The sequence below is a fragment of the Bradyrhizobium sp. USDA 4502 genome (genome assembly GCF_054063355.1).
This window is the reverse complement of sequence record NZ_JBSSGF010000001.1, coordinates 12395-32685: the sequence shown is the minus strand read 5'-3', so window position 1 is coordinate 32685 and position 20291 is coordinate 12395. Positions and strand designations below refer to the sequence as shown.

At 61.7% G+C, this 20291-nt stretch carries 15 protein-coding genes and 2 pseudogenes; 4 read left to right on the top strand and 13 right to left on the bottom strand.

All coding sequences use genetic code 11. The features are described from left to right. Positions 1-14: 14 nt before the first annotated feature. Positions 15-678 (bottom strand): annotated as a pseudogene (locus ACVW1B_RS00115) (ISNCY family transposase); the annotation flags it as partial. 310 nt (positions 679-988) lie between these two features. Continuing rightward, the gene (locus ACVW1B_RS00110) at positions 989-2434 is read right to left on the bottom strand and encodes an NEL-type E3 ubiquitin ligase domain-containing protein (RefSeq protein ID WP_456821162.1); all 1446 of its coding nucleotides are present in this window, start codon (positions 2432-2434) and stop codon (positions 989-991) included. A gap of 1204 nt (positions 2435-3638) precedes the next feature. Here ACVW1B_RS00110 and ACVW1B_RS00105 point away from each other — a divergent pair. Beyond that, positions 3639-3819: pseudogene (locus ACVW1B_RS00105) on the top strand (IS3 family transposase); the annotation flags it as partial. Between the two features lie 524 nt (positions 3820-4343). On the opposite strand, the gene ACVW1B_RS00100 reads toward ACVW1B_RS00105, so the two are convergent. Together ACVW1B_RS00100 and ACVW1B_RS00095 are read right to left on the bottom strand one after the other, a co-directional pair. After that, on the bottom strand, positions 4344-4679 hold the full coding sequence (locus ACVW1B_RS00100; RefSeq protein ID WP_141713301.1) for a hypothetical protein: 336 nt from the start codon (positions 4677-4679) through the stop codon (positions 4344-4346). A 555-nt stretch (positions 4680-5234) separates the two neighbouring features. Beyond that, positions 5235-7235: a UvrD-helicase domain-containing protein gene (locus tag ACVW1B_RS00095; protein WP_253603926.1), complete on the bottom strand. Its 2001-nt coding sequence runs from the start codon at positions 7233-7235 to the stop codon at positions 5235-5237. A gap of 641 nt (positions 7236-7876) precedes the next feature. Here ACVW1B_RS00095 and ACVW1B_RS00090 point away from each other — a divergent pair. After that, positions 7877-8677: an ATP-binding cassette domain-containing protein gene (locus ACVW1B_RS00090; protein ID WP_253603928.1), complete on the top strand. Its 801-nt coding sequence runs from the start codon at positions 7877-7879 to the stop codon at positions 8675-8677. Further along, complete coding sequence (locus ACVW1B_RS00085) at positions 8674-10233, top strand: ABC transporter permease/substrate-binding protein (RefSeq protein WP_069276319.1); 1560 nt, start codon at positions 8674-8676, stop codon at positions 10231-10233. Before ACVW1B_RS00090 ends, ACVW1B_RS00085 begins: the two co-directional genes overlap by 4 nt. A gap of 704 nt (positions 10234-10937) precedes the next feature. Here ACVW1B_RS00085 and ACVW1B_RS00080 read toward each other — a convergent pair. Next, complete coding sequence (locus ACVW1B_RS00080) at positions 10938-11741, bottom strand: glycoside hydrolase family 12 protein (protein ID WP_069276462.1); 804 nt, start codon at positions 11739-11741, stop codon at positions 10938-10940. 106 nt (positions 11742-11847) lie between these two features. Then, positions 11848-12114, bottom strand: coding sequence for a hypothetical protein (locus ACVW1B_RS00075; RefSeq protein WP_141713300.1), 267 nt, complete (start codon positions 12112-12114; stop codon positions 11848-11850). Positions 12115-12756: 642 nt separating this feature from the next. Between ACVW1B_RS00075 and ACVW1B_RS00070 the strand changes: the two genes are divergently transcribed. Continuing rightward, on the top strand, positions 12757-12927 hold the full coding sequence (locus ACVW1B_RS00070; RefSeq protein WP_253603930.1) for a hypothetical protein: 171 nt from the start codon (positions 12757-12759) through the stop codon (positions 12925-12927). A gap of 72 nt (positions 12928-12999) precedes the next feature. Here ACVW1B_RS00070 and ACVW1B_RS00065 read toward each other — a convergent pair whose 3' ends face one another. From ACVW1B_RS00065 to ACVW1B_RS00035, 7 genes are all read right to left on the bottom strand, one after another. Beyond that, entirely contained in the window at positions 13000-13821 is an 822-nt protein-coding gene (locus tag ACVW1B_RS00065) for a prephenate dehydratase (RefSeq protein WP_253587998.1), read from the bottom strand. A 218-nt stretch (positions 13822-14039) separates the two neighbouring features. Then, positions 14040-15236 (bottom strand): acyl-CoA dehydrogenase family protein, encoded by a 1197-nt coding sequence (locus ACVW1B_RS00060; RefSeq protein WP_253603932.1) that lies wholly within the window; start codon positions 15234-15236, stop codon positions 14040-14042. A gap of 22 nt (positions 15237-15258) precedes the next feature. Next, the gene (locus ACVW1B_RS00055) at positions 15259-16047 is read right to left on the bottom strand and encodes an ABC transporter ATP-binding protein (RefSeq protein ID WP_069276460.1); all 789 of its coding nucleotides are present in this window, start codon (positions 16045-16047) and stop codon (positions 15259-15261) included. A 60-nt stretch (positions 16048-16107) separates the two neighbouring features. Further along, positions 16108-17439 (bottom strand): ABC transporter substrate-binding protein, encoded by a 1332-nt coding sequence (locus ACVW1B_RS00050; RefSeq protein ID WP_253603934.1) that lies wholly within the window; start codon positions 17437-17439, stop codon positions 16108-16110. Positions 17440-17465: 26 nt separating this feature from the next. After that, positions 17466-18509: a branched-chain amino acid ABC transporter permease gene (locus tag ACVW1B_RS00045; protein ID WP_069276316.1), complete on the bottom strand. Its 1044-nt coding sequence runs from the start codon at positions 18507-18509 to the stop codon at positions 17466-17468. Between the two features lie 3 nt (positions 18510-18512). Then, complete coding sequence (locus ACVW1B_RS00040; RefSeq protein WP_253603935.1) at positions 18513-19403, bottom strand: branched-chain amino acid ABC transporter permease; 891 nt, start codon at positions 19401-19403, stop codon at positions 18513-18515. Beyond that, entirely contained in the window at positions 19403-20248 is an 846-nt protein-coding gene (locus ACVW1B_RS00035; RefSeq protein ID WP_375167114.1) for an ABC transporter ATP-binding protein, read from the bottom strand. The genes ACVW1B_RS00040 and ACVW1B_RS00035 overlap by 1 nt, the downstream gene beginning before the upstream one ends. Positions 20249-20291: the final 43 nt, after the last annotated feature.

The following is a 20291-nucleotide window of genomic DNA, read 5'->3' as shown; positions in this document are numbered from 1 at the left end:
GAGTCTCACCCTGATCGCCGCCGCGCATCCGTCAGCACCGTGCTCAACAGCGTCTGTTCGCGCACGATCAGAGGAGCGCACTCCGTCCAGCCGGTAGCAATGTCGGTGAGCACGAGGGTCTGGATGAAGCTGCCGCGCGCAGATGGACCGCTATGCGCGACAAGGTCGGCCTCGACGAATCCGGGCGCCGGATCATTCCAATCTGCCGACGTCCTTATTGGAACACTGCGACGCAACGAGTGCGTCGCGTGCCGCCGATCGCTTGCGACCTAATCCTTCTCGGACCCGCACCAATGCGCGGTCGATCGTCGCAGCGCTCATTGCCAAAAGTTTGTCGCGGATCTCGGGGGCAAGGTCGAGGTGGCCACACCGTTCCATCGCCTCAATCAACCCAGGCATTAACGCCTTCAGCCGCTTCCCGCAGATCCGGTCCGACGCCTCCCAAAGGAGCACGAGCGCGTTGTGTTCTACCTCATTATACATTCGACGTCGCGCCCTTCGGCTTGGGCGCGCGTCTTCCTGACCTCGAAGTAGTCGCATCGCATGCTTGCGATGGAATCCGGTGATGTCGACGAAATCGTCTAATATCCGCGTCTTCTTCGCGCGATCCGAACGCCGATAGCGCGCGCCTCCTGCCGCCGTCAGTTCCTTCCGCGTTGCCATGCTTAGCCACCCCATCGTCGCCCCCGCTCCAAGGGAGCAATTTACGTGAGGCAACGGCTCAGCATCCGGTAACAATTAGGGCGAGACAATGCGCAACCATTGTTACGGTCGTCAAACTGAGGCGTCTCTTTTCTAATTCACCTGGGGACTCGCCGAGAGCGGCCTTCTTAGGCCGACTGGCTTGGCGAAGGCTGTCATTAAGTCATCGCCCGAGCTCTCGACAGCAATCCTGGGTTTGACCGTGTATTATAGCTCGATGCCATTCGCCCTAAGTACCCGGTGCATTACCTCACCCTTGATCTCGCGAGCGATCTCGTTGACGATGTCAGGTCCAAGCGTCCGCTCGGCATCGGCGTCGCCCATCAGCCCTGCTTCGAGGAGCCGTTGATTTAGCCGAGTTTGAAACTCGTCGTCCATCGCGTCGACGAGCCGCTGCTCCATCGCTGCATGATCTTCGGGCGCAATGCGCCTCAACACTGATTCCCAAGGCTGCCAACGGGTAGCGAGATAATCCGCAAAGCGCTGTCTCTTCCTGTTCCCGGACCGTTACTATCGCTCTCTCAAGGTGGTCGCTGCTGACATGAGCGACGGTTAAAAAGCGCATGTCGGCGGCTACGTGATGCAGTTCCAGTGGCTCGCGCAACTGGTTCTGGTAGGCCAGATAGACCTCGACTTCGTCGGCCGGGAGGGTGAGATTTAGCTCATTGACCGTCTGGCGCGCTATCCCGTCCAGCGCCTCCATACGGAACATGACGCGGGCATGCTGGAGCAACTCGGGGAGCCGATCGTCGTACAGGCCATCCTCGATGTCGGCATTGAGCCGCGCGCTCTGCATCCCGTTCCATGTCAAAGTGACCCGATCCTCACAGCTTGCGCACGCATCAGAGGCCAGCTGGAAAAACAGCTCGCGCAGTCGCGGCCTCGCTGCCGCCTGCCGCAGATCCTCGCCGACGGCCTGCCGAAATTCGTCACTTTGGTTGTTCACCGTTCCGGCAAGCCGCACGAGGAATCGAGCGTAGTCTTGAGCGCCGGGCTCACCGGCGAAGCCTCGCCATGTCGCCAGGGTGGTTGGGTCTTCTCTCAGCCAGTTTTGGAGAATTTCTGGCAGGACCGCGCTCTGCGCGAAACGGATTCGAGGACCGGCATAGCCCGCAGCAGTAGTTGCTCTCGCTAGATCACTTTGGACTGGCTCTTGCAGTGGATTGTCTCTTAAATCGACCAGTGCGTTGCTCCTTAGCTGCAGCAGGCTCGCCGGTACCTCCGTCAGCTGATTGTGGCTGACATCAAGTCTTTCGAGGCCAGCCGGCAGTTCCGGCAGCCGGACCAGCTGATTGTCGTCCGCATCTAGAATTTCCATACGCGAGGGAAGAGGCTCAGGCATTTCGGTTAGCTGATTATTGCTGACGTTGAGGGTCTCAAGATTGGCTGGAAGAGCGGGTAGGCTGGTCAGCTGATTGTTTGGAGCGGAAAGATCCCGGAGCTCCGTCGGAAGGGTGGGCAGACTGGTCAGTTGATTGCGTCCAAGCAACATCAAGCGCAGTCCGGCTGGAAGGCTGGGCAAGCTGGTCAGCTGGTTGTATGTAACGTTGAGTTCTTCAAGCGTTGCCGGAAGCTGAGGCAGACTGGTCAATTGGTTACGCCCAACCCATAGCCTCTGCAGTCCGGCTGGAAGCTCGGGCAGGCTGGTTAGAAAGTTGCTCCCCGCTCTTAGTTCTTGAAGGGTCATCGGCAGGGCAGGAAGCCTGATCAGGGAGCGAAAGGTCAGGCCCATCGTCTCATCCCAACCCTGCGGCGGCCAAGGTATCGCTTGATTGGCGTGGTTCTGCGACCGGGCTTGGTTCGCCGCGGAGGGCAGCGCCTCCGTGAGAGCGTCGTCCCAATGCGCCGCGAGGGGAGAGCCGGGTTCTGAGGCTTCGGACTGGGACGTTTCGGAGTCAGAAATCGCGAAAGAGCCACCACCGTCGAGCTGTGACAAATCTCTATCCATTTATTGTCGTCTCCCGCATGACATTATCAAGGAAATGCGCTTGAGCGCCCTCCCCAAAGGTTAACTCTCATCATGGTGATCCATCGAGAAGCCAAGCGGGCCATGATGGAGCCCACTCAAGCTGTCAGAGCCGAAAACGCTGGCTGCTCTGACGCAGCGATGATGGCCAAAGATATTTTCAGGCATCTGGTTCTCACACGACTTAGTATCTTGGGTAAATCCGGCTCCTTCTCCAAGCCGAATTGGGCGGATGAGGTCAAGCCTTCTTGTCTGGATGGATATTCTCGTTCTAGGACGGCTGAGCTGTCTAAAAGCTGACTAGTCTTGCCGCTTAAAAAAAATGAGCCCTTGCGGTTCAGTTCAGCCGAGAGACCGTCATCTCCGCGTTCCTCTTTCGGTCTCCCGCTGATTCGTTCGGTAACGCGCTAGGAATGGGCTTGGACCAACAAGCATATGCGGTGATGGAGCTTCTGACCGGGAATGCAGTCGTGCTCGGGAGCCACGCCACGGCGGTGGAATCCGTCGAAGCTGGTTTGAGGCCTATAATGCAACCGACCAAAGGTAAGAGATTTCCGCGTCGTCTTCATCGCTCATGAACATCGGTCCGAATGTGATGTGGCTGCCTTCGGACGTGCCCCATAAAAAGCCGGTTCGGACGTCCAGATCAGTTTCAAGAAAACGCTATGCTCGAGCAATGAAAGACGTGAATCGGACGACAACCCACCGAGCGACGTCCGACCCATCAATTCCGCAGATCGATCTGATCGAGAGACTCAATTTTGTCACTTGCAGCGTACTCGGCAAGACGCTCGATGAAGCTTGGGGGCAAACCTTAGGGAAGCGATTATCGAATGAAAGAGACTGTGTTAGCGACAGCGAGCGCTCTTGCAACGGCAGCGGTTCCCCCTTTTGCTGCAATGGTCAGTGCCCAATCGGTTACCTGTAGCGCGGCAATCTGGGTAGGAAGTCTCCCCCTGATCGCCGCCGCGCAGACTACAATGGCGAACGCCCCCATTCCTCGCTGCAATACCTCACGCCCGCGGCCTAAGCCGCCTCTCTCACCGCAGCGGGCGCTCGGCTGCGCAACCCCGACCAGCTCCGCCGATCGCCCGTTGTTTCCACCGCGCCGCAAGGCGTACCCCCCCGAGACTCTAACTGCCGCTGGATGAAAATTCAGGGGCAGGTCATGTGAGGCTCATGAAGCGCCACAACGGTTCATAATCGAAGCACCGTCGCGAACACACAGCCTAGAAGACATCCGTTTGCCTCCGGCATGGAGGAGAACAATTTATCCAGGAGATCCTGGGTTCTCGGTATGGTGAGCGCCGTGCAATGTGCGCTCATATAGGCGTGCGGCGCTTAGCCCGGTGCCTTCTCTAACTACCGGCCCCTTTTCCTTCATCCAAGATGGCAAGATTGTATCGGTGGAGAAGACCCCGCACGCGGACCGCAGGTGCATAGGATCGATGCAAAGCATCGTGAAGGCATCGCGTTTCGCCTTGTTGCTCAACCACAGAAGCGCCTTTGTCTCCGTTCTCGTAGCAAGCGCCGCCTCTATCCACGTACGGATCTGCGGCGTAGCAATCAGGAAAACCGCCGAAACGGCGTAGGTAGCGCTCCGCTATGGATATACCATCTCAGCAGAGGACAGATCATGGCTGTCGTACGAACCGCGATGACCCTCGACCGGTTCTCACGAGTGACGATCGACCAGTTCTCTCTTGATAAGGATAGTCACACTTCTCTCCAAAGCCCGTACAGCTTCCGTCACAATGCCGAACGCATTGCGACACATCTCGAGCACTGCTGCACCGAGTTCATCAGGAATGTGAGCGGGCCGGCCAAGCTTGAGGTTGACGGATATGCCATCAATTAGCGATCGGGAGTCGTGGCGCCCTTGAAGTTGAGCGGCAGGGGCATCAAGCGGTCGCCGCTCGTGACCGATGGTGTCTGGTGTTAGCCGGATTGAAGTAAGACAGGAATCATCTTGTTGGAACCGCGCCGGCGTGAAGGCTTCCGTCATCGACATCGCATGGTCCTGCTCCAGCTTGGTTCGCGGTAGTGCGCTGGTCAGGTGATGCCGCCGAGGCACTGATGTTTGACGGGCCAGCCGCCGGTGTGTGGGCCGTCAGGACATGACTTTACTAGCCTTGATGCAGACCAGTTCCGCAGGCGTCCACTATCGAGGTGCAGACCATGGGAGCGCCACGCCTCGCTCGACCAACGTGGCGTCTAAAGTCCCGCTTCGCGGAGCCGACTGAGAAGATGGCAAATCGCGTCAACCGCAACAATCATGTCGCGGATCTCGCGAAAGAGGGTTCTGCTGCGCCACTTGAGCTTGAGCGGCCGGAGCCAAGCGTACCATCTGGCCTGTTCGGTCCGTGAGGATAACTTGCTGGGATGGCACAAGACACCGTGCCAGGATCGTGACCCATCGCGCGTCACGGACACGATTGGAAAACCAGTGCAACGTCTCGGCGAACACGTTGGTGAGTGCGAGGAGGCCGAGGGCATCGCCGCGCCTGACGACGATCGGTCCCACGGCCCGGTGAATAGCAGCCGCGGTTCAATTTCGTTGGCCTGATCAAGCGACCTCAACGACCTGCCCGGTAGTCATGAAGACCAGAAGAGCCCGCTTGGCCTTGGTCTGCTTCCGATAGTCGACGATCTGTTGCCTGTAGTGGCCGATGCTCGACGCGTCCGGCGCCACGTCGCTTTTCCAATCGACGACCGCATCGATGGCTCCGGCGTCATCGAACGCGACCGCATCGGCCTGTCCGGAGAGCAGTACCTCCTCGCCGTTGCTGCTGTCGCTTCCGAACAATGGGAGCTCGGGGACGAGACGCGGCCGCAGCTTGGCGACGTCAGGAAGGGCGAGCGTCCGCCGCACCGTAGCGGCCAGTTCAACGGCGCTGATGCCGACCTCCGCGTCAGTCGCCGGCTCTTGCCCCATCTGGCAGATCAGTTCGGCGGCTCGCGCTTCGAGCTCGGTCTGGGCGTCGCCGGCTTCTCCGGTCAGTACCTCCTCGATCAGCTTGTGGAGGATGGTACCGCGCGTCGAACTGCCGAGAACGGCGGCCGGCTCCAAGGTCGCGGCTTCGGGAGTCTCCTCGCTTTCAATCTTCGTTTCCGCTTCGTCCACCTGGTCAAGTTCTCTCCGGCTCGGGCGATGCCAGATTATGGCCTTGCACGCGTCAAATATGGCGGTCGCCTCGGCGGCGAAGGTCTCGCGGATTTGGCCGTTCTCCCGGTACATGACGCCCCTCACCTTCGCGGTCCCGACGTCCCTTGGGTTGATCGCCGGAAGATCGGCAATGCCCAAATCGACAAGTTTTGCCCAGCACTTGTCCGACAGGGTGGTGGAGTGCCTGGGCAGGATCAACAGATCGCGTGCCCGAGTCGCCGCCACGTACCAGAGACGTACGCGCTCGCGCCGCTGCTCTTCGTCGGCGCGAGCCTCGATGTCGGCATGGTCCGCCGGGCAGATACCGAGGATCGGGGTCGAGAACAGGTTCTTCGAGCGATCCTGAACCAAGCCGGTTTCGGCGTTGGGCGTGCCGGTCATGTTGATCGGGATGACGACCGGCCATTCGAGACCTTTAGCCGCGTGGACCGTGATCAGCGAGACCGCTTCCTGCTCTGCGTCGGGCCGGCCTTCGACCTGACGCACCGCTTCCTCCCAGTTTGCGCGCATGTCGCTCGCGAACGCCCGCAGGCCGCGAACATCGTAGGCCCGCGCCATGTCGAGGAAGAGATCGACGTTGGCGACCGCCCGCTCGGCGCCGGCCTTGAACCGCTGCCGGATCTGCGCACGGACGTGGAACGCCGCGATCGCATCGGCGAGGAGCGCGTATGGTATCGTGGTACGCGCTCGCTTGCGCAACGACGACAGCTTGATCAGGACATCTCGGGCGAGCGCGTGGCCCACGCTTTCTGGATCGGTCCGGATTGTCAGCATCGGCAGGCCTTGCCGGTTGGGATCCGACGGCAGTGCTTCTGAGATGTCGAGCAGTTCGGTTTCGGTGAGGCCGACCAGCGGTCCACGCAGCAGCGACCCGAATGCCAGCGTGTCGCGCGGGTCGGCGAGAGTGCGGGTCAGCCCAATGAGATCCTGGATCTCCTGTGGCCGGAAAAAGCCCTTGCCGGCCTGGGTCGAGACCGGAATTGCGAGATCCTCCAACGCCTCCTCGAAACGCCAGAGCTCGGTGCCGACGGGCGCCAATAGGCCGATGTCGCCAAAACGGCACGGTCTTGTCTCGCCGGTCTGCTGGTCGCGGACCTGCAGATTACCGACCAACCGGTCGCACAGGTCGGCTACCGCGATCGCTTCGGCGTCGCGGATCGCGGCGGCCTTGGGCTTTTCGCCTTCAACTACAACGTCCAGCGCGCACACACCTGGCTTCTCGCCGATCGCGGAATGGATCGGCGACAATTTGGAGAATCCGGGCTGCCCAGTGGCGGACAGGGGCTGCTCGAACCGAGCGTTGACAAAATCGACGATCGGCTCGACGGACCGGAAGCTGACGGTGATCTTGATCTGCGAGCCGGCGTCCACCGCCGACCGTGCGGCGATGTAGGCACTCACGTCGGCGCCCCCCTATGCTCGGCATCCAAAAGTCAGAGCTAGTGACAGGAATATCTCTGTACGAAACGCTCCAATCTGTAGCTGAGACAGCACGCTAGCTGATAGTGAGATAATTCGCTCGCTGTGTCGGTGCTCGGCGGCGCAACTGTTACAATTTGCAATTAGTGTCTGCGCGATAGGCCCGCCGAATTCTTCATGCCCGTCATCGAGCGACCGTAGCGTGCCCGCCGCGCGTACGAAACCCATCTCGCTCGTGCCAAGTGTGCAAGACATGTGGCAGCTGCTACGGAGCGGTCGGTCGGGTTAGAATTAAGATAACCCTCTACATTCCTTGGAGACCTTTGCCCCGCCACATTGTTCGCGATCGCTGCGCGAACAGACTTTGTTCGACCCGGACGAACGGGCACGGCCCCTCCGGCTAGCCAATCCCGAATGAAGTCACGACGGTACATTTCGTACGGAACGACTGTAACGCCATTACCAATTTCGACATCTCAAACCACCAACCGTCTTGCCGCGTGTCGCCGTGGGGCCGCATGGACTTGCTAGTGTCCTTCGAATTCGAAGTTCGCTAACGTGCGCCACCGCTGAATGAAGCGAAGTTCGGATCCGGAACACTCGCGCACTGGTCCAGCACAACCATGACACTCGCACCGCTGATTACCTATGCCCATGTGGGGAAGAGTTTTGCCAGCGGTCGTGACGCCGAGCGCGTCAACGCGGTCGACGATTTCTCGCTCGATATTGCCGCGGGCGAATTCCTGGCGATCGTTGGCACCTCCGGCTCCGGCAAGTCCACCTTGTTGCGGCTCGCCAACCGCCTGCTCGATGCCGACGGCGGCCGCGTCATCGTGGAGGGCGAGGACGTGCGCAACGTCGACCCGGTGGGTTTGCGCCGGCGCATGGGCTTCGTGTTCCAGAGCAGCGGGCTTTTTCCGCATATGCGCGTCGCCGACAACATCGCCGTCACACCGAGACTGCTCGGCTGGCCCGCCACCGAGATCGCCGTGCAGGTCGATCAGCTCCTCGACCTGGTACAGCTCGATCGCTTCCTCCATCGCGATCGCTTTCCGCATGAATTGTCGGGCGGCCAGCAGCAGCGTGTAGGCGTGGCGCGGGCGCTCGCCGCCCGTCCCCGTATCGTGCTGATGGACGAACCCTTTGGCGCGCTCGATCCGCTGACCCGCTACACCATGGGCGAGGAGTACCGCGCCCTGCATCGCAGGCTCGGTTTGACTACGGTAATGGTCACCCATGACATGACGGAGGCGTTGTTGCTTGCCGATCGCATCGCGGTGATGCGGGCCGGACGGGTTGTGGCGCAAGGCCAGCCAGCCGAGCTGGCAAACAACAAGGATCCCTACGTGGCGGAGCTGTTGAGCACACCCAGGCGGCAGGCCGAGCGGCTGAACGCCCTGCTCCCGGGAGCAAGCACGGAATGAGCTTCCTGTCCGACCCGCGCTGGCACGACGCGGCGGCGCATCTGCCGGACTATCTTGGCAGCCACGTTCAGGTCAGCCTGGCAGCGCTAGCGCTCGGGCTCGTGATCAGCCTCCCGCTCGCGATCCTCGCGCGCAATCATGCCGTGATCCGCGGCATCCTGCTGGGCCTCGCCAGCATCGTCCAGACCGTGCCCGGACTGGCCCTGCTGGCGCTGTTCTACCCACTTCTGCTCGCCATTGCGTCGTTGACGCTTCGCTGGTTCGGCTTCGACTTTTCCGCATTCGGATTTCTGCCCTCCATGCTGGCACTGGCGCTCTATTCCATGCTGCCGGTGCTGCGCAACACCATCACCGGCCTGAACGGCGTCGATCCCGCGTTGCTTGAGGCGGCGCGAGGGGTGGGCATGACGCCGCGGCAATCGTTGTTCACGGTGGAATTACCGTTGGCGCTGCCGGTGATCATGGCCGGCATCCGCACCTCGGCGGTATGGGTGATCGGGACGGCGACATTGTCCACGCCGATCGGGCAGACCAGCCTCGGCAATTACATTTTCGCCGGCTTGCAGACCCAAAACTGGGTGCTCGTGCTATTTGGCTGCGTCGCCTCAGCTCTGCTGGCGTTAGCGGTCGATCAACTTTTAACGCTGATCGAACGCGGATTGGGCGAGCGCAAGCGCTTCCGCACTGCGCTCGGCAGCGTCGGGATCGCCGCACTGGTCGCGGCCACATTGATCCCTTCGGTCTCGCGCGCCCCGTCGACCTACATCATCGGCGCCAAAACCTTTGCCGAGCAATATGTGCTCTCCGCGCTCATCGAGCAGCGTCTGCAGGCCGCGGGATTGCAGGCCTCGACGCGCGAAGGTCTCGGTTCCAACGTGATTTTTCAGGCGCTCGCGGCCAACGACATCGACGTCTATGTGGATTATTCCGGCACCCTGTGGGTCAACCAGTTTCACCGCAGCGAGATGCTGCCGCGTGAAGCATTGCTCGCCGAGCTGAAGAAACTCCTGGCAAAGCAGGACATCACCCTGCTCGGCGCGCTCGGTTTCGAAAACGCCTACGCCCTGGTGATGCCGCGGCAGCGCGCCGAAGCACTCGGCATTCATTCGATCACCGACCTGGCTGCGCACGCGCCGACGCTGTCGATTGCGGGCGACTACGAGTTCTTCTCGCGCCCGGAATGGACTGCCCTGCACAAGGCCTACGGACTCTCATTCCGTACGCAACGACAGATGCAGCCTGATTTCATGTATGCGGCAGTGGCGAGCGGCAACGTTGATGTCATCGCGGGCTATAGCAGCGAGGGGCGGATCAAGGAATACGACCTGGTGACGCTGGCCGATCCCAAGCACGCGGTCCCGCCCTATGATGCGGTCCTGCTACTTGCACCACGGCGCGCTCATAATACCGCGTTGCAGGACGCGCTGAAGCCACTGCTTGACCGGATCGACATTGCGACGATGCGCGAAGCCAATTTGCGCGCCAGTGGCAGCAATGCGAACTCCTCGCCCACCGCGGTGGCGCTCTGGCTTTGGCAGAGGATCAGTGGGCAGTAGACGCCGGCCCATAGCTGGCTAGGAACGCATGAACGCGGCTCGGTTGTCCAATACGCATCGGCCGCTCACGCACGCGCGGCCAACTGGGGCTCGGGGTCTCCTCAAGGCTCGAAACAGCCGAGGATTGTCATTGAACCGATCTACTTCTTTTGGAGATTGCCAGTAAAATCCGTCGTTCAGATCCGAATGTCAACGATGCGGCGCCAACTGATTCGATCCTGGCTCCCAACGACCAAGAACACGTCGTCATCTATTAGCGTCTCCTAGACGCAGACGGGGAAGGCGCCGACTGGAGAGAAGCCGCCGAGATCGTGTTGCGCATCGATCCTAAACCTGAGCCGGAGCGTGCTCCCCATGCCTATGATAACCCATCTCGCTCGCGTCAAGTGGATGGCTAAGCATTAACGGGATCTGTTGCGGAGCAGTTGGCTATGTTCGAACTAAGCAAGATTGCACGCAGATCTGGCGCGAAGAACGCAGCGATCAGGATAGCGGGCGGCATAGCCGGGATATCGATGATTGCCCAAAGGTTGTTGGGTGCGAGAGCTTTGTTGGATCTGATTGTCGCGGAGCGTCAAGCGTGGCGTCTTGGGAACTTGTGGACTTCGGCTGCACGGTGGTATGGACCGTGACCGTTGAGGTCTGCATAATGCGTCGGCCCCGTGCCGCCGAAGTCTCTCACATCACCTCACTGACGCGGATCCTTACTTTGAGGTCACGCTCCAGTTGTTGAAATTGAAGTTCATTCCCCCTGGGGATGAGGTGACCTCGACGCCGTATTGAACGCTGCCGACGTTTATATCGCCGAAGTAGCCCTTCGACTTGATCCACTCCAGGATGCTCTTGATGTCCACTGTTCCACTATTGGTCTTCGAAGTGCGCAGGAGTGAGATGACCTTGTGACCGTTAAAGCCTTCAAACACGTTCCAAGTCGCTCCGCCCACGTCGACATTGGTGTAGACCGGGATCGCTGCCCCGGAACGATCCTGACGATAATGGTAAGAAATTGGTTTGACGTTACCGCTGCCGTCCGGATTTCCAGTGTAATTCGTCCAGAGCATTATCTCATGCTGGTTTGAGCTGTCCCATATATCGTAGGCAACGTCCCAGGCACCGCTTGTCGGAACATCCTGATTGAAGTTCGAGCTCAGAGCGTTGATTGAACTGAGCGGTTTCCCGATATTGAAAGCCTCGTGCGGATAGCTCTTGATGCCAGCAGTATTAGGCTGGTTCGACCACACACTCCACTGGTTGACTGCACGCACCGAAATCGTCTGAGGCCCAGCACCCTTGCCCCACACGTCGTTGTTCCAAGAGTAGCCATCGCGTGAGAAGTTCCCGTATGGAGCGCTCGAACTCCAAATCGGAGCCTTCGCCGGTACAGGCGCGGCAGACAGTGACTTGGCTTCATTCACGGCTTGCCTAAATAGATTATGATCCTCCTGTCTGAAAACATAACCAGTTTGGGATCCTGGCGAGCCCGCATCGTTGATCCGATTGGAATTCATAATGCTCTCCTTGCTCTTATGAGTAGCAAAATCCCTCGCCGAACCACCCAGCGGGTATCCCCGGTTCGTGATCAGTTCAGTTATAGGCGGCATCGGCATCTAGAGATCAGGTTCGAATGCTAGGAAGGTTGGCTTTCGAGAAGCTGACCAGTACCCCGACACAGAGGTTTTTGATTCGTTGAAGATGGTTTGATTTGGTTGAGGGCCTCGGACAGTCGAGCGCCATTTTGCGCGAGCTTCTCGGTTGTGTACAACCACTTGACGCGATCGCGATCGGCATGGCGCCGTTCTCCGGCGCGGTGACCAGGTCGGGGAAATTGTCGACGTCCATCGAGGCATTGGCGACGAGAATGCCGATCTCGATCTCAACCATATTCAGACAGCCGGCGTATTGAGGTGACTCCAACCGGCGCAGTGTCCGTCGCGCGTCGGCGGCGGGAAAGGCCTGTTGAGCACTCCGGCCGAATGAATGAGATTGTCGAGCACTATTTGGCCTTCATCGGCGCCTAGCCTTCGTCTGCGCTTCCCTGGATCAAGCGCGAGCGGCGGAAAAGTGCGAACTAGATGCTCTTGCGCCACATGACTGGGTCGCATCCGGAGTGCGGAAGTACGGCGCCGTCCGTTCACGATGAGCTGCATCAGCCCCGCCGCGGGAGGAGGCGGAAGATGTCTGTCAGGTGCCCCTTGATCTTCCCAGCGGTACGTCGGATCAGCGGCCGCTGGAGTCCTTCGAGCCTCACCTTTGTAAAGTGACTCGTCAGGCGCGGCGGGGCGCTCCTCCCGACGAGCTCAGTGATGTCATCCCTGACAATGCGGTCGATATCAAACCAGACCGTCCGCTCGACCAGTTGCAAAGAGCGCTCGTGCGGACATACCAACGAGGCGAGAACCAGCAGGCCGGGCTCTTCCTGCCCGATCCGAATTCGGAGAGCCCCGAGCTATCAGCGGGGATCGCAGCAGAGCGGAACGCTCGCTCGTACTTTCTCCGATCTCTCCTGCATTGTCTCGGATTTTGATGCGGTTCGCCACCCGTCGTTTCGATCTCGCTCCCTACTACGAGCGGGCCCGCTGGCGGCGCGAGAGCTTGCAGCCTACCCTCATTCTCAAGGTAGTTCTGCAACGCATTGTCGACAAATTCTGCCAGCTTATGATTGTCACGCGGCAGTTGCAGGCGCTTTCCCCATGAGCGGCTCCACGATCTCCTTCGTAGAGCTACGAAGAGTTCCGAAAGGGCTCGGATCACGCCAAGTAGAAGCTATCAGTACCGGCGCGGATATGACCCGAACACGCGAATGTCCGGGCGCTTTCGAAGCAATCCGGCAAGGCTATCCGTCTGCGCATGCCCCGCGACCTCAATCAAATATCGATGGCTGTCAAGGCCCGCTTTGGCCGGTCGCTCGTAAATCGTCAGGATTTGGACTCGGGCACCAGCAAAGGAAGCAAGCAAGGAGGCAAAATCCGCATCACTTACAGTCGCGAGCAACGACGTCTTGTCGTTCTCGGTTGGCGGAGGCATATCCCTGCCTAGCACCCACCAGCGCGTCACATTGTGCGGGCCTTCTTCAATCCCAGCCACCAGCGAACCCAGCCCATAAATCGCCGCGCCAACTCTGGGGCCAATAGAAGCCCTGTCCAAGGCTTCGCTGTTGGCAACGGCTTGCGCCGCGGCGCCACTACTCGCCACCGCGGTACGTCGAACCTGCGGCAGCCGGTGATCTAACCAAGGCTTAACCTCGTCAAGGGCAACCGGATGCCCGAAGACCTCTCTAATATCCTCCAGACGCGTTCCATGACGAACAAGAAGGCTATAACCGAGCATTTTGGGATATTCGGCCACGATCCTTACATTCGGCAGGTCCAGGATCGGATCCAGATACGGGGTAGCTCCCACCAGGGACGTGGTAACGGGCAGGCAGGCGCGGTCGATCTTCCCACTTTGGTATGCTGAGAGCAATTCCTCTTGGGACATAGGGGCTAGGTCAGACGGACCGAACAGCTCAAGGCAAGCTTGGTGTGTCCATGATCCGGCTGGCCCAAGGTAGCAAGTTTTACCCGCCGTCGCAGCTGTCAAGGTGAGCACATGCAGTGCCCCACTCGCTGCCGCAACGAGCGGAGTGTGCTTAAGAACAACTGTGCGATCCGCGACAACATGGTCATGACCCACCTAGCTGGATATCACGTACTAGGCTATGCGACAGCCCCTACGGTCTGGTAGGCGCGGCGACAGAGTTTTCCGCACGTTCTTTTTGCGCCACCAGGTAGCTTCGACCACCTGTGGGGCAGCCTCGCGGCCAACCTCTATTCTCCGCCCTCGTAGAACAGTTCCAGCGGCAGGCCGACCACCGCCTTTCCGATCCAGTCGCGCGCGATGACATTGGACGGCCCCATCGCGATCGCCGCGCGGGCATCGCGATAGGCGCGCTCGATCGGGCCGCGGTGATAGCCATACCCGCCCGTCACCGTCAGCGCCGTCGCCGCGACCTTGTTGGCGACCTCGGCGGCGTGCACCTTGAACTCGGTCAGCGGGATCAGGATTTCGCTTTGCGGCTTGCCGGCGCGCCAGAGCGCATCGAGCTTGCCCGCGAGCTCGTTGCGCCACGGCCGTAGCGTCTCGACCAGCACCTTGGCCGCGCCGAGCTCCTGGCGAATCGCCTGATAGTCGGACAGGCTCTTGTTCCGGTCCTTGTGCACGAAGGTCGTGCTGTGTGCGATCGCCGCGTTCAACGCGCCGCGTGCGACGCCTTCCCAGACCGCACCGAGCCCGATCAGATAGACCGGAGAGACGCCGTCATAGATGATCTCCTTGCCCTGTCCTTCGGCGCCGAGCCGGTCGCGCTGCGGCACATGCACGTTGCTGTAGCGGATCGCCCCGGAATGATTGGCCCGCACACCGAGCGCATCCCAGGGCCGGGACTCGATGCCCTCGGCCTTGCCGTCGACAATGAAGAAGATGATATCGGCCTGGTCCTTGGCGCCAGGCGTGCGCGTCTGCACCAGGTAATAGTCGGCATGGCCCGAGCTTGTCGTGAACGACTTTTCGGCATTGACACGATAATCGTCGCCGTCGCGCGAGGCTTCGGACAGATTGTACCACCAGTGACCGCCGGTGGCGCGTTCGCTGGTCGAATAGGTGCCGAGCAGGCCGCCATTGTTCGCCTTCAGCCAGCGCTCCTTCTGGTCGGCGTTGCCGAACAGGTTGATGGTCTGGGCCGCGCCGACATGCATGACGTAGATGAGCCCGGTGGAGGCATCGGCCTGTCCGATCCGGTACGCGGCTTCAGCGAAATCCAGATGGCTGAGGCCGAGTCCGCCGAATTGCGGCTCGTTCAGCACGCCGGTCCAGCCGGCCTCCGCCAGAGCACGAAGATTCTCGCGCGGAAAGCGACTTTCGCGGTCGTTGCGGTCCGCATTCACCGTCACTGTCGCGTCGATGGCGGCATCGAGCCTGGCATAAACGTCGTCGTCGATCTTGCGTGCGAGATTGTCGTTGGCCATGGTCAGTCTCTCCGGGTTGCAATCATGCGACAGCCTCGCGTGGCCGCCTCTGGCCCTGATCGTCCCGCGACGATCCGCCGAGATAATGGGTCTTGATGTCGGCGCGCTGGCGCAGTTCGGCCGCGCGACCGGCCAGCACGCTGCGCCCGTTTTCGAGCACGACCGCGTGGTCGGCAAAGCGCAGCGCCACCGTCGAGTTCTGCTCAGCGATCAGGATCGACAGTCCCTGCTCGCCGTTCAGCTGCTGGAGCGCGCGAAAGATTCCTTCGACGACCAGCGGCGCGAGGCCCATCGACGGTTCGTCGAGCACCAGCAGCCGCGGACGCGACATCAGAGCCCGGCCGATCGCCGTCATCTGCTGCTCGCCGCCCGAGGTCAGTCCGGCCAGCGCGCGGCGATGCTGCTTGAGGCGCGGAAACAGCTGATAGGCGCGCTCGATATCCGCGGCGATTTCCGCCCGCCGCGCATCGCGCCCTATCGCGCCGGTGATGAGGTTTTCCTCCACCGTCAGCGAGGCAAAGCAATGCCGCCCCTCGAGCACCGGCACGAGCCCGGCGCGCACCAGCGTCGCCGCCGACGTGCCTGCGACATCGCGGCCATCGAACACGATCCGCCCGGCGCTGATCTGGCCGCGGCGGGCAGCGAGCAGCGCCGAGATGGCCTGCAATGTGGTCGACTTGCCTGCGCCGTTGGCGCCGAGCACAGCGACGATCTCACCGCGCCGCACGGCAAGCGAGACGTCGCTGACCGCCGCGATCGCGTGGTTGTAAGTCGCGGCCAGGCCTTCGACCGAGAGCAGGGTTTCACTCATCACGTGATCCATGGCGTTGGCGGATGCGGGAGGCCGGATCGCTCCCGCATCGCGCGCGGCTCAATTGCTGACGGCTTCGCCACCGGAGGTCCGCACTTTGATGCCGTGCTCCTTGGCATAGGCGGCCGCCGACTTCTCAATGATCGGGCGCAGGAAGGCCCAGTCCGGTGCGATCCAACCGGAGACGACCTTCCATTTGCCGCCATCCCACTGCTGGAAGGTGACGCGGCCGTCGCCTTCGTGATTGTCCCAGGTGACGTTGATCGAATGGAACAGATCCTTGGCGCCGAGCGCTTCGACCCGCGCCGGATCGAGCTGGAGATGCTCGAAGCCCCATCGCACCTCGTCTCCGGTCAAGGTGCGCTTGCCGAACTTCGCCTGCGCAATCCGGATCGCCTCGACATTGAGGATGCCGTTCACGATGCCGAGGTTGTGGTAGACGCTGCCGATCCGCTTCTTGTCGTCGAGATTGCCCTTGCCGGCGCCATAGACCGTCTTGATCACCTCCTGCAGCACCGGATACTGCTCGCCGGAGGCCTGCGTGGTGATCGCGATATAGCCCTTGGCGGCGTCGCCGGCCGGGATCACGTCCTCCTCGGAATTGGACCAGACGTTGCCGATGATGTGGTCGGCGGGGAAGCCAACCTTCAGCGCGGTCTTCAGCGCCACTGGATTCATCACGCCCCAGCCGCGCAGCACCACGTAATCGGGCTTTGCGCGGCGGATCGACAGCCATTGCGACTGCTGCTCGTTGCCGGGATGCGGCACCTCGATCTGCTCTAGGCTGAACTGGTACTTGTCGGCCAAGAGCTTGTAGATCGGGATGGTCTCCTTGCCGTAGGGCGAGCCGTGATAGAGCACGACGATCTTCTTGTCCTTCAGCTTCTCCACTCCGCCCTCGCGGCTCGCGATGTAGTTCACGATTCCCGAGGTTTCGCTGTAGGGATTGAGCAGCAGCGGAAACACATAGGGGAACACGCGGCCGTCGGTCGAATCGGTGCGGCCATGATTGATGGTGATGAGCGGCACCTTGTCCTTGGTGATGCGGTCGATCATGGCGTAGGCGATCCCGACCGAGAGCGGATTCCAGGCGGCAACGCCGGGCCGCCCCTTCAGCCGTTCATAGACCTCGACGCCGCGCTCGACCTCGTACTGGGTCTCGCCCTCGTCCCAGGTCAACTTGACGCCATTGACGCCGCCGTCGCGGATGTTGATCAGATTGAGATAGTCGATGAAGCCGCCGAAGAAGCCGGTGCCGCCGGCCGCATAGGGGCCGACCCGGTAGCTTTGCAGCGGAAAGAACTGTTCGTCGGCGCGCGCCGCCTGTGTTGCGGCCAACACGGAGGCGACCGCTGCGGCAAAGGCAACTTTCAGATATCTCGATTTGATCATCTTCAACTCTCCAGTGGCGCGAAACGTCATGTGTTGCGAATGGCGGCCGGCCGCGTGACGGCGCTCCAAAGCCGGTCCCACAGCGCGACCAGGCCGCGCGGTTCGACAATCAGGAAGGCGATGATGAGCCCGCCGAGAACGATGCGCTGGCTCATCTCCAGCACGCCCGAATCGAATACGCCGCCGAGCAAGGCCGCGCCGGCGCGTGACAGGATCAACGGAAACACCACGATAAACGCGGCGCCGAGAAACGCGCCGCGCAGCGAGGCCAGCCCGCCGATGATGATGATGAACAGGATCTGGAAGGAGCGGTCGAGATTGAAGCCGGCCGGCTCGACCGTTCGCAGATAGGCAAAGGCCCACAACACCCCGGCGATGCCGATCAGGAACGAGGAGACGGCGAAGGCCAGGAGCTTGGTGCGCAGCAGCGGCACGCCGATCACCCTGGCCGCGAGCTCGTGATCGCGCACCGCGATGAAGTTGCGGCCGCTCTGCGCGCGCAGCAGCCGCAGGGTCAGGAACGTCGCCGCCACGACGACGCTCAGCGAGAACACATAGCGCCCGGCCGGGCTGGTGAAGGCGAAACCGGCCACGCTCAGTACCGGGGCATCGATCACGCCGGACGGACTGTCGTTGGAAAACCAGCCGAACTTGGTGAGCGTCCATTGCACGAAGAACTGCGCGGCCAAGGTCGAGACCGCGAGGTAGAAGCCGCGCAGGCGCAGGCTCGGCAATCCGAACACGATTCCGATCGCGGCCGCGACGAGGCCGGCGAGCACAAGGTCAACGATCAGCGGCAGCTGCGGCAGCCGGAGGTGAAGGTTGTAGGTCGCATAGGCGCCTACCGCGAGGAATGCGGCGGAGCCCAGCGACACCTGCCCAGCATAGCCGGTGAGCACGTTGAGCCCGACCGCGGCAAGCGCCAGCGCAAGGAACGGCGTCAGCACCGCATCCAACAGGTAATCCGAGCCAGCGACCGGAATGACGCCAAAGGCGATCCCCGCTGCGGCGGCGATCGCAATGGTCTCGACGCCAGGCGCGAGCGATCCCGCCGGTGCTGCTGCGCTCATCTCCTAGACCCTTTCCACCAGCTTCTGCCCGAACAGCCCCGACGGCCGCACTAGGAGCAGCACCAGCGCCACGACATAGGCGGCCCAGGCTTCGATGCCGCCGCCGAACAGCGGCCCGACATAGACTTCGGCGAGCTTCTCGATGGCGCCGATCAGAAGACCGCCGATGATCGCACCAGCGATCGAATCGAAGCCGCCCAGCACCAGCACCGGCAATGCCTTCAACACAACCAGCGACAGCGAGAACTGCACGCCGAGACGCGCGCCCCATAACAGTCCGGCGACCAGCGCGACGATGCCGGAAGCGGTCCACACACTGGCCCAGACCCGTGGCAGCCGCAGGCCGGCGGCAAGTGCCGCGAACGGATCGTCGGCAACGGCGCGAAACGAGAGCCCGGTTCGGGTATAGCGGAAGAACAGCGCGAACAGCGCCACCAGGCTGCCCGCGGCCGCCGCGGCGAAAAGATCGAACCGGCTGATGAAGACCCCGGCGATGTCGAGCGGCACGTCACTGATCCCGATGTCGAGGCCGTGAACCTGCGTGCCCCACAACAGCTGCGCCGCGCCCTCGATCACATAGGAAAGCCCGAGCGTTGCCATGAACAGCGTAATCGGCGGCTGGTTGACGAGCGGCCGCAGCACGGTTCGCTCGACGCTTACGCCCAGCACGACCATGATCGCGAGCGTGATCAGGAACGCGACCGGAAACGATATGCCGCGCTCGATCAGGCTGACGAAGGTCAGCGCCGCGAACAGCAGCATCGCGCCTTGTGCGAAATTGAGCACGCCCGAGGTCTTGTAGATCAGCACGAAGCCGATCGCGACCAGCGAGTACATCACCCCCGACAGCAGGCCGCCAACCAGCACCTCGATCAAAAACTGATAGTCGAACATCAGACGGCGAGCTCCGTGACGTCCTGATGCGCGACGCCGAGATAGGCGTCGATCACGGCCTTGTCGGTCCTCACCTCGTCGGGCGTGCCATCGGCGATCTTGCGGCCGTTGTCGAGGACCGCGATGCGATCAGAGAGGCCCATCACGACGCCGATGTCATGCTCGATCAGCATGATGGTGGCGCCGTAGCTGTCGCGCGCATTGCGCACGTGCTCGGACAGCTCGCGCTTCTCACTCAACGTGACGCCCGCGAACGGCTCGTCCAGCAGCAGCAGCGTCGGTCGCGCGACCAGCGCCCGCGCGAGTTCGACGCGCTTCTGCAAGCCATAGGGCAAGGTTCCGGCGGCGCGCTCACGAACGTCGCCGAGGTGCAGGAAGCCAATAACATCCTCGGCGGCGGCGCGGTTCTCCGCCTCGATCCGGCGCGCCAGCGGCGAGCCGATGATCTGGCGCAGGAAACCTGCGCGGACGCGATGCGCGAGCCCCATCAGGACATTGTCGAAAACCGACAGCCCCTTGAAGATCGCAAGGTTCTGGAACGTGCGCGCGACGCCGTGCGCAGCCAATCGCGCCGTCGGCACCTGAACGAACGCACGCTCGCCAAGCCACACCTGCCCGCGGTCGGGCCGATAGAGCCCGCTAATAACGTTGAGCAACGAGCTCTTGCCGGCGCCATTGGGCCCGATCACCGCGCGGATCTCGCCCGGCGCGACCGCAAGGTCGACGTCGCGCAGCGCCGCGACGCCGCCGAATGTCAGCGCGATGTCGCTCAATGCCAGGACCGGCCGTACCGCGCGATCGGCGGCCGGCGCGAGCCCCCGTTCGGGCGCATCGACCGCCCACATTGCACGCGGCTTGCCTTGCGCTGGAGCCGCCTCCAGCGCAAGG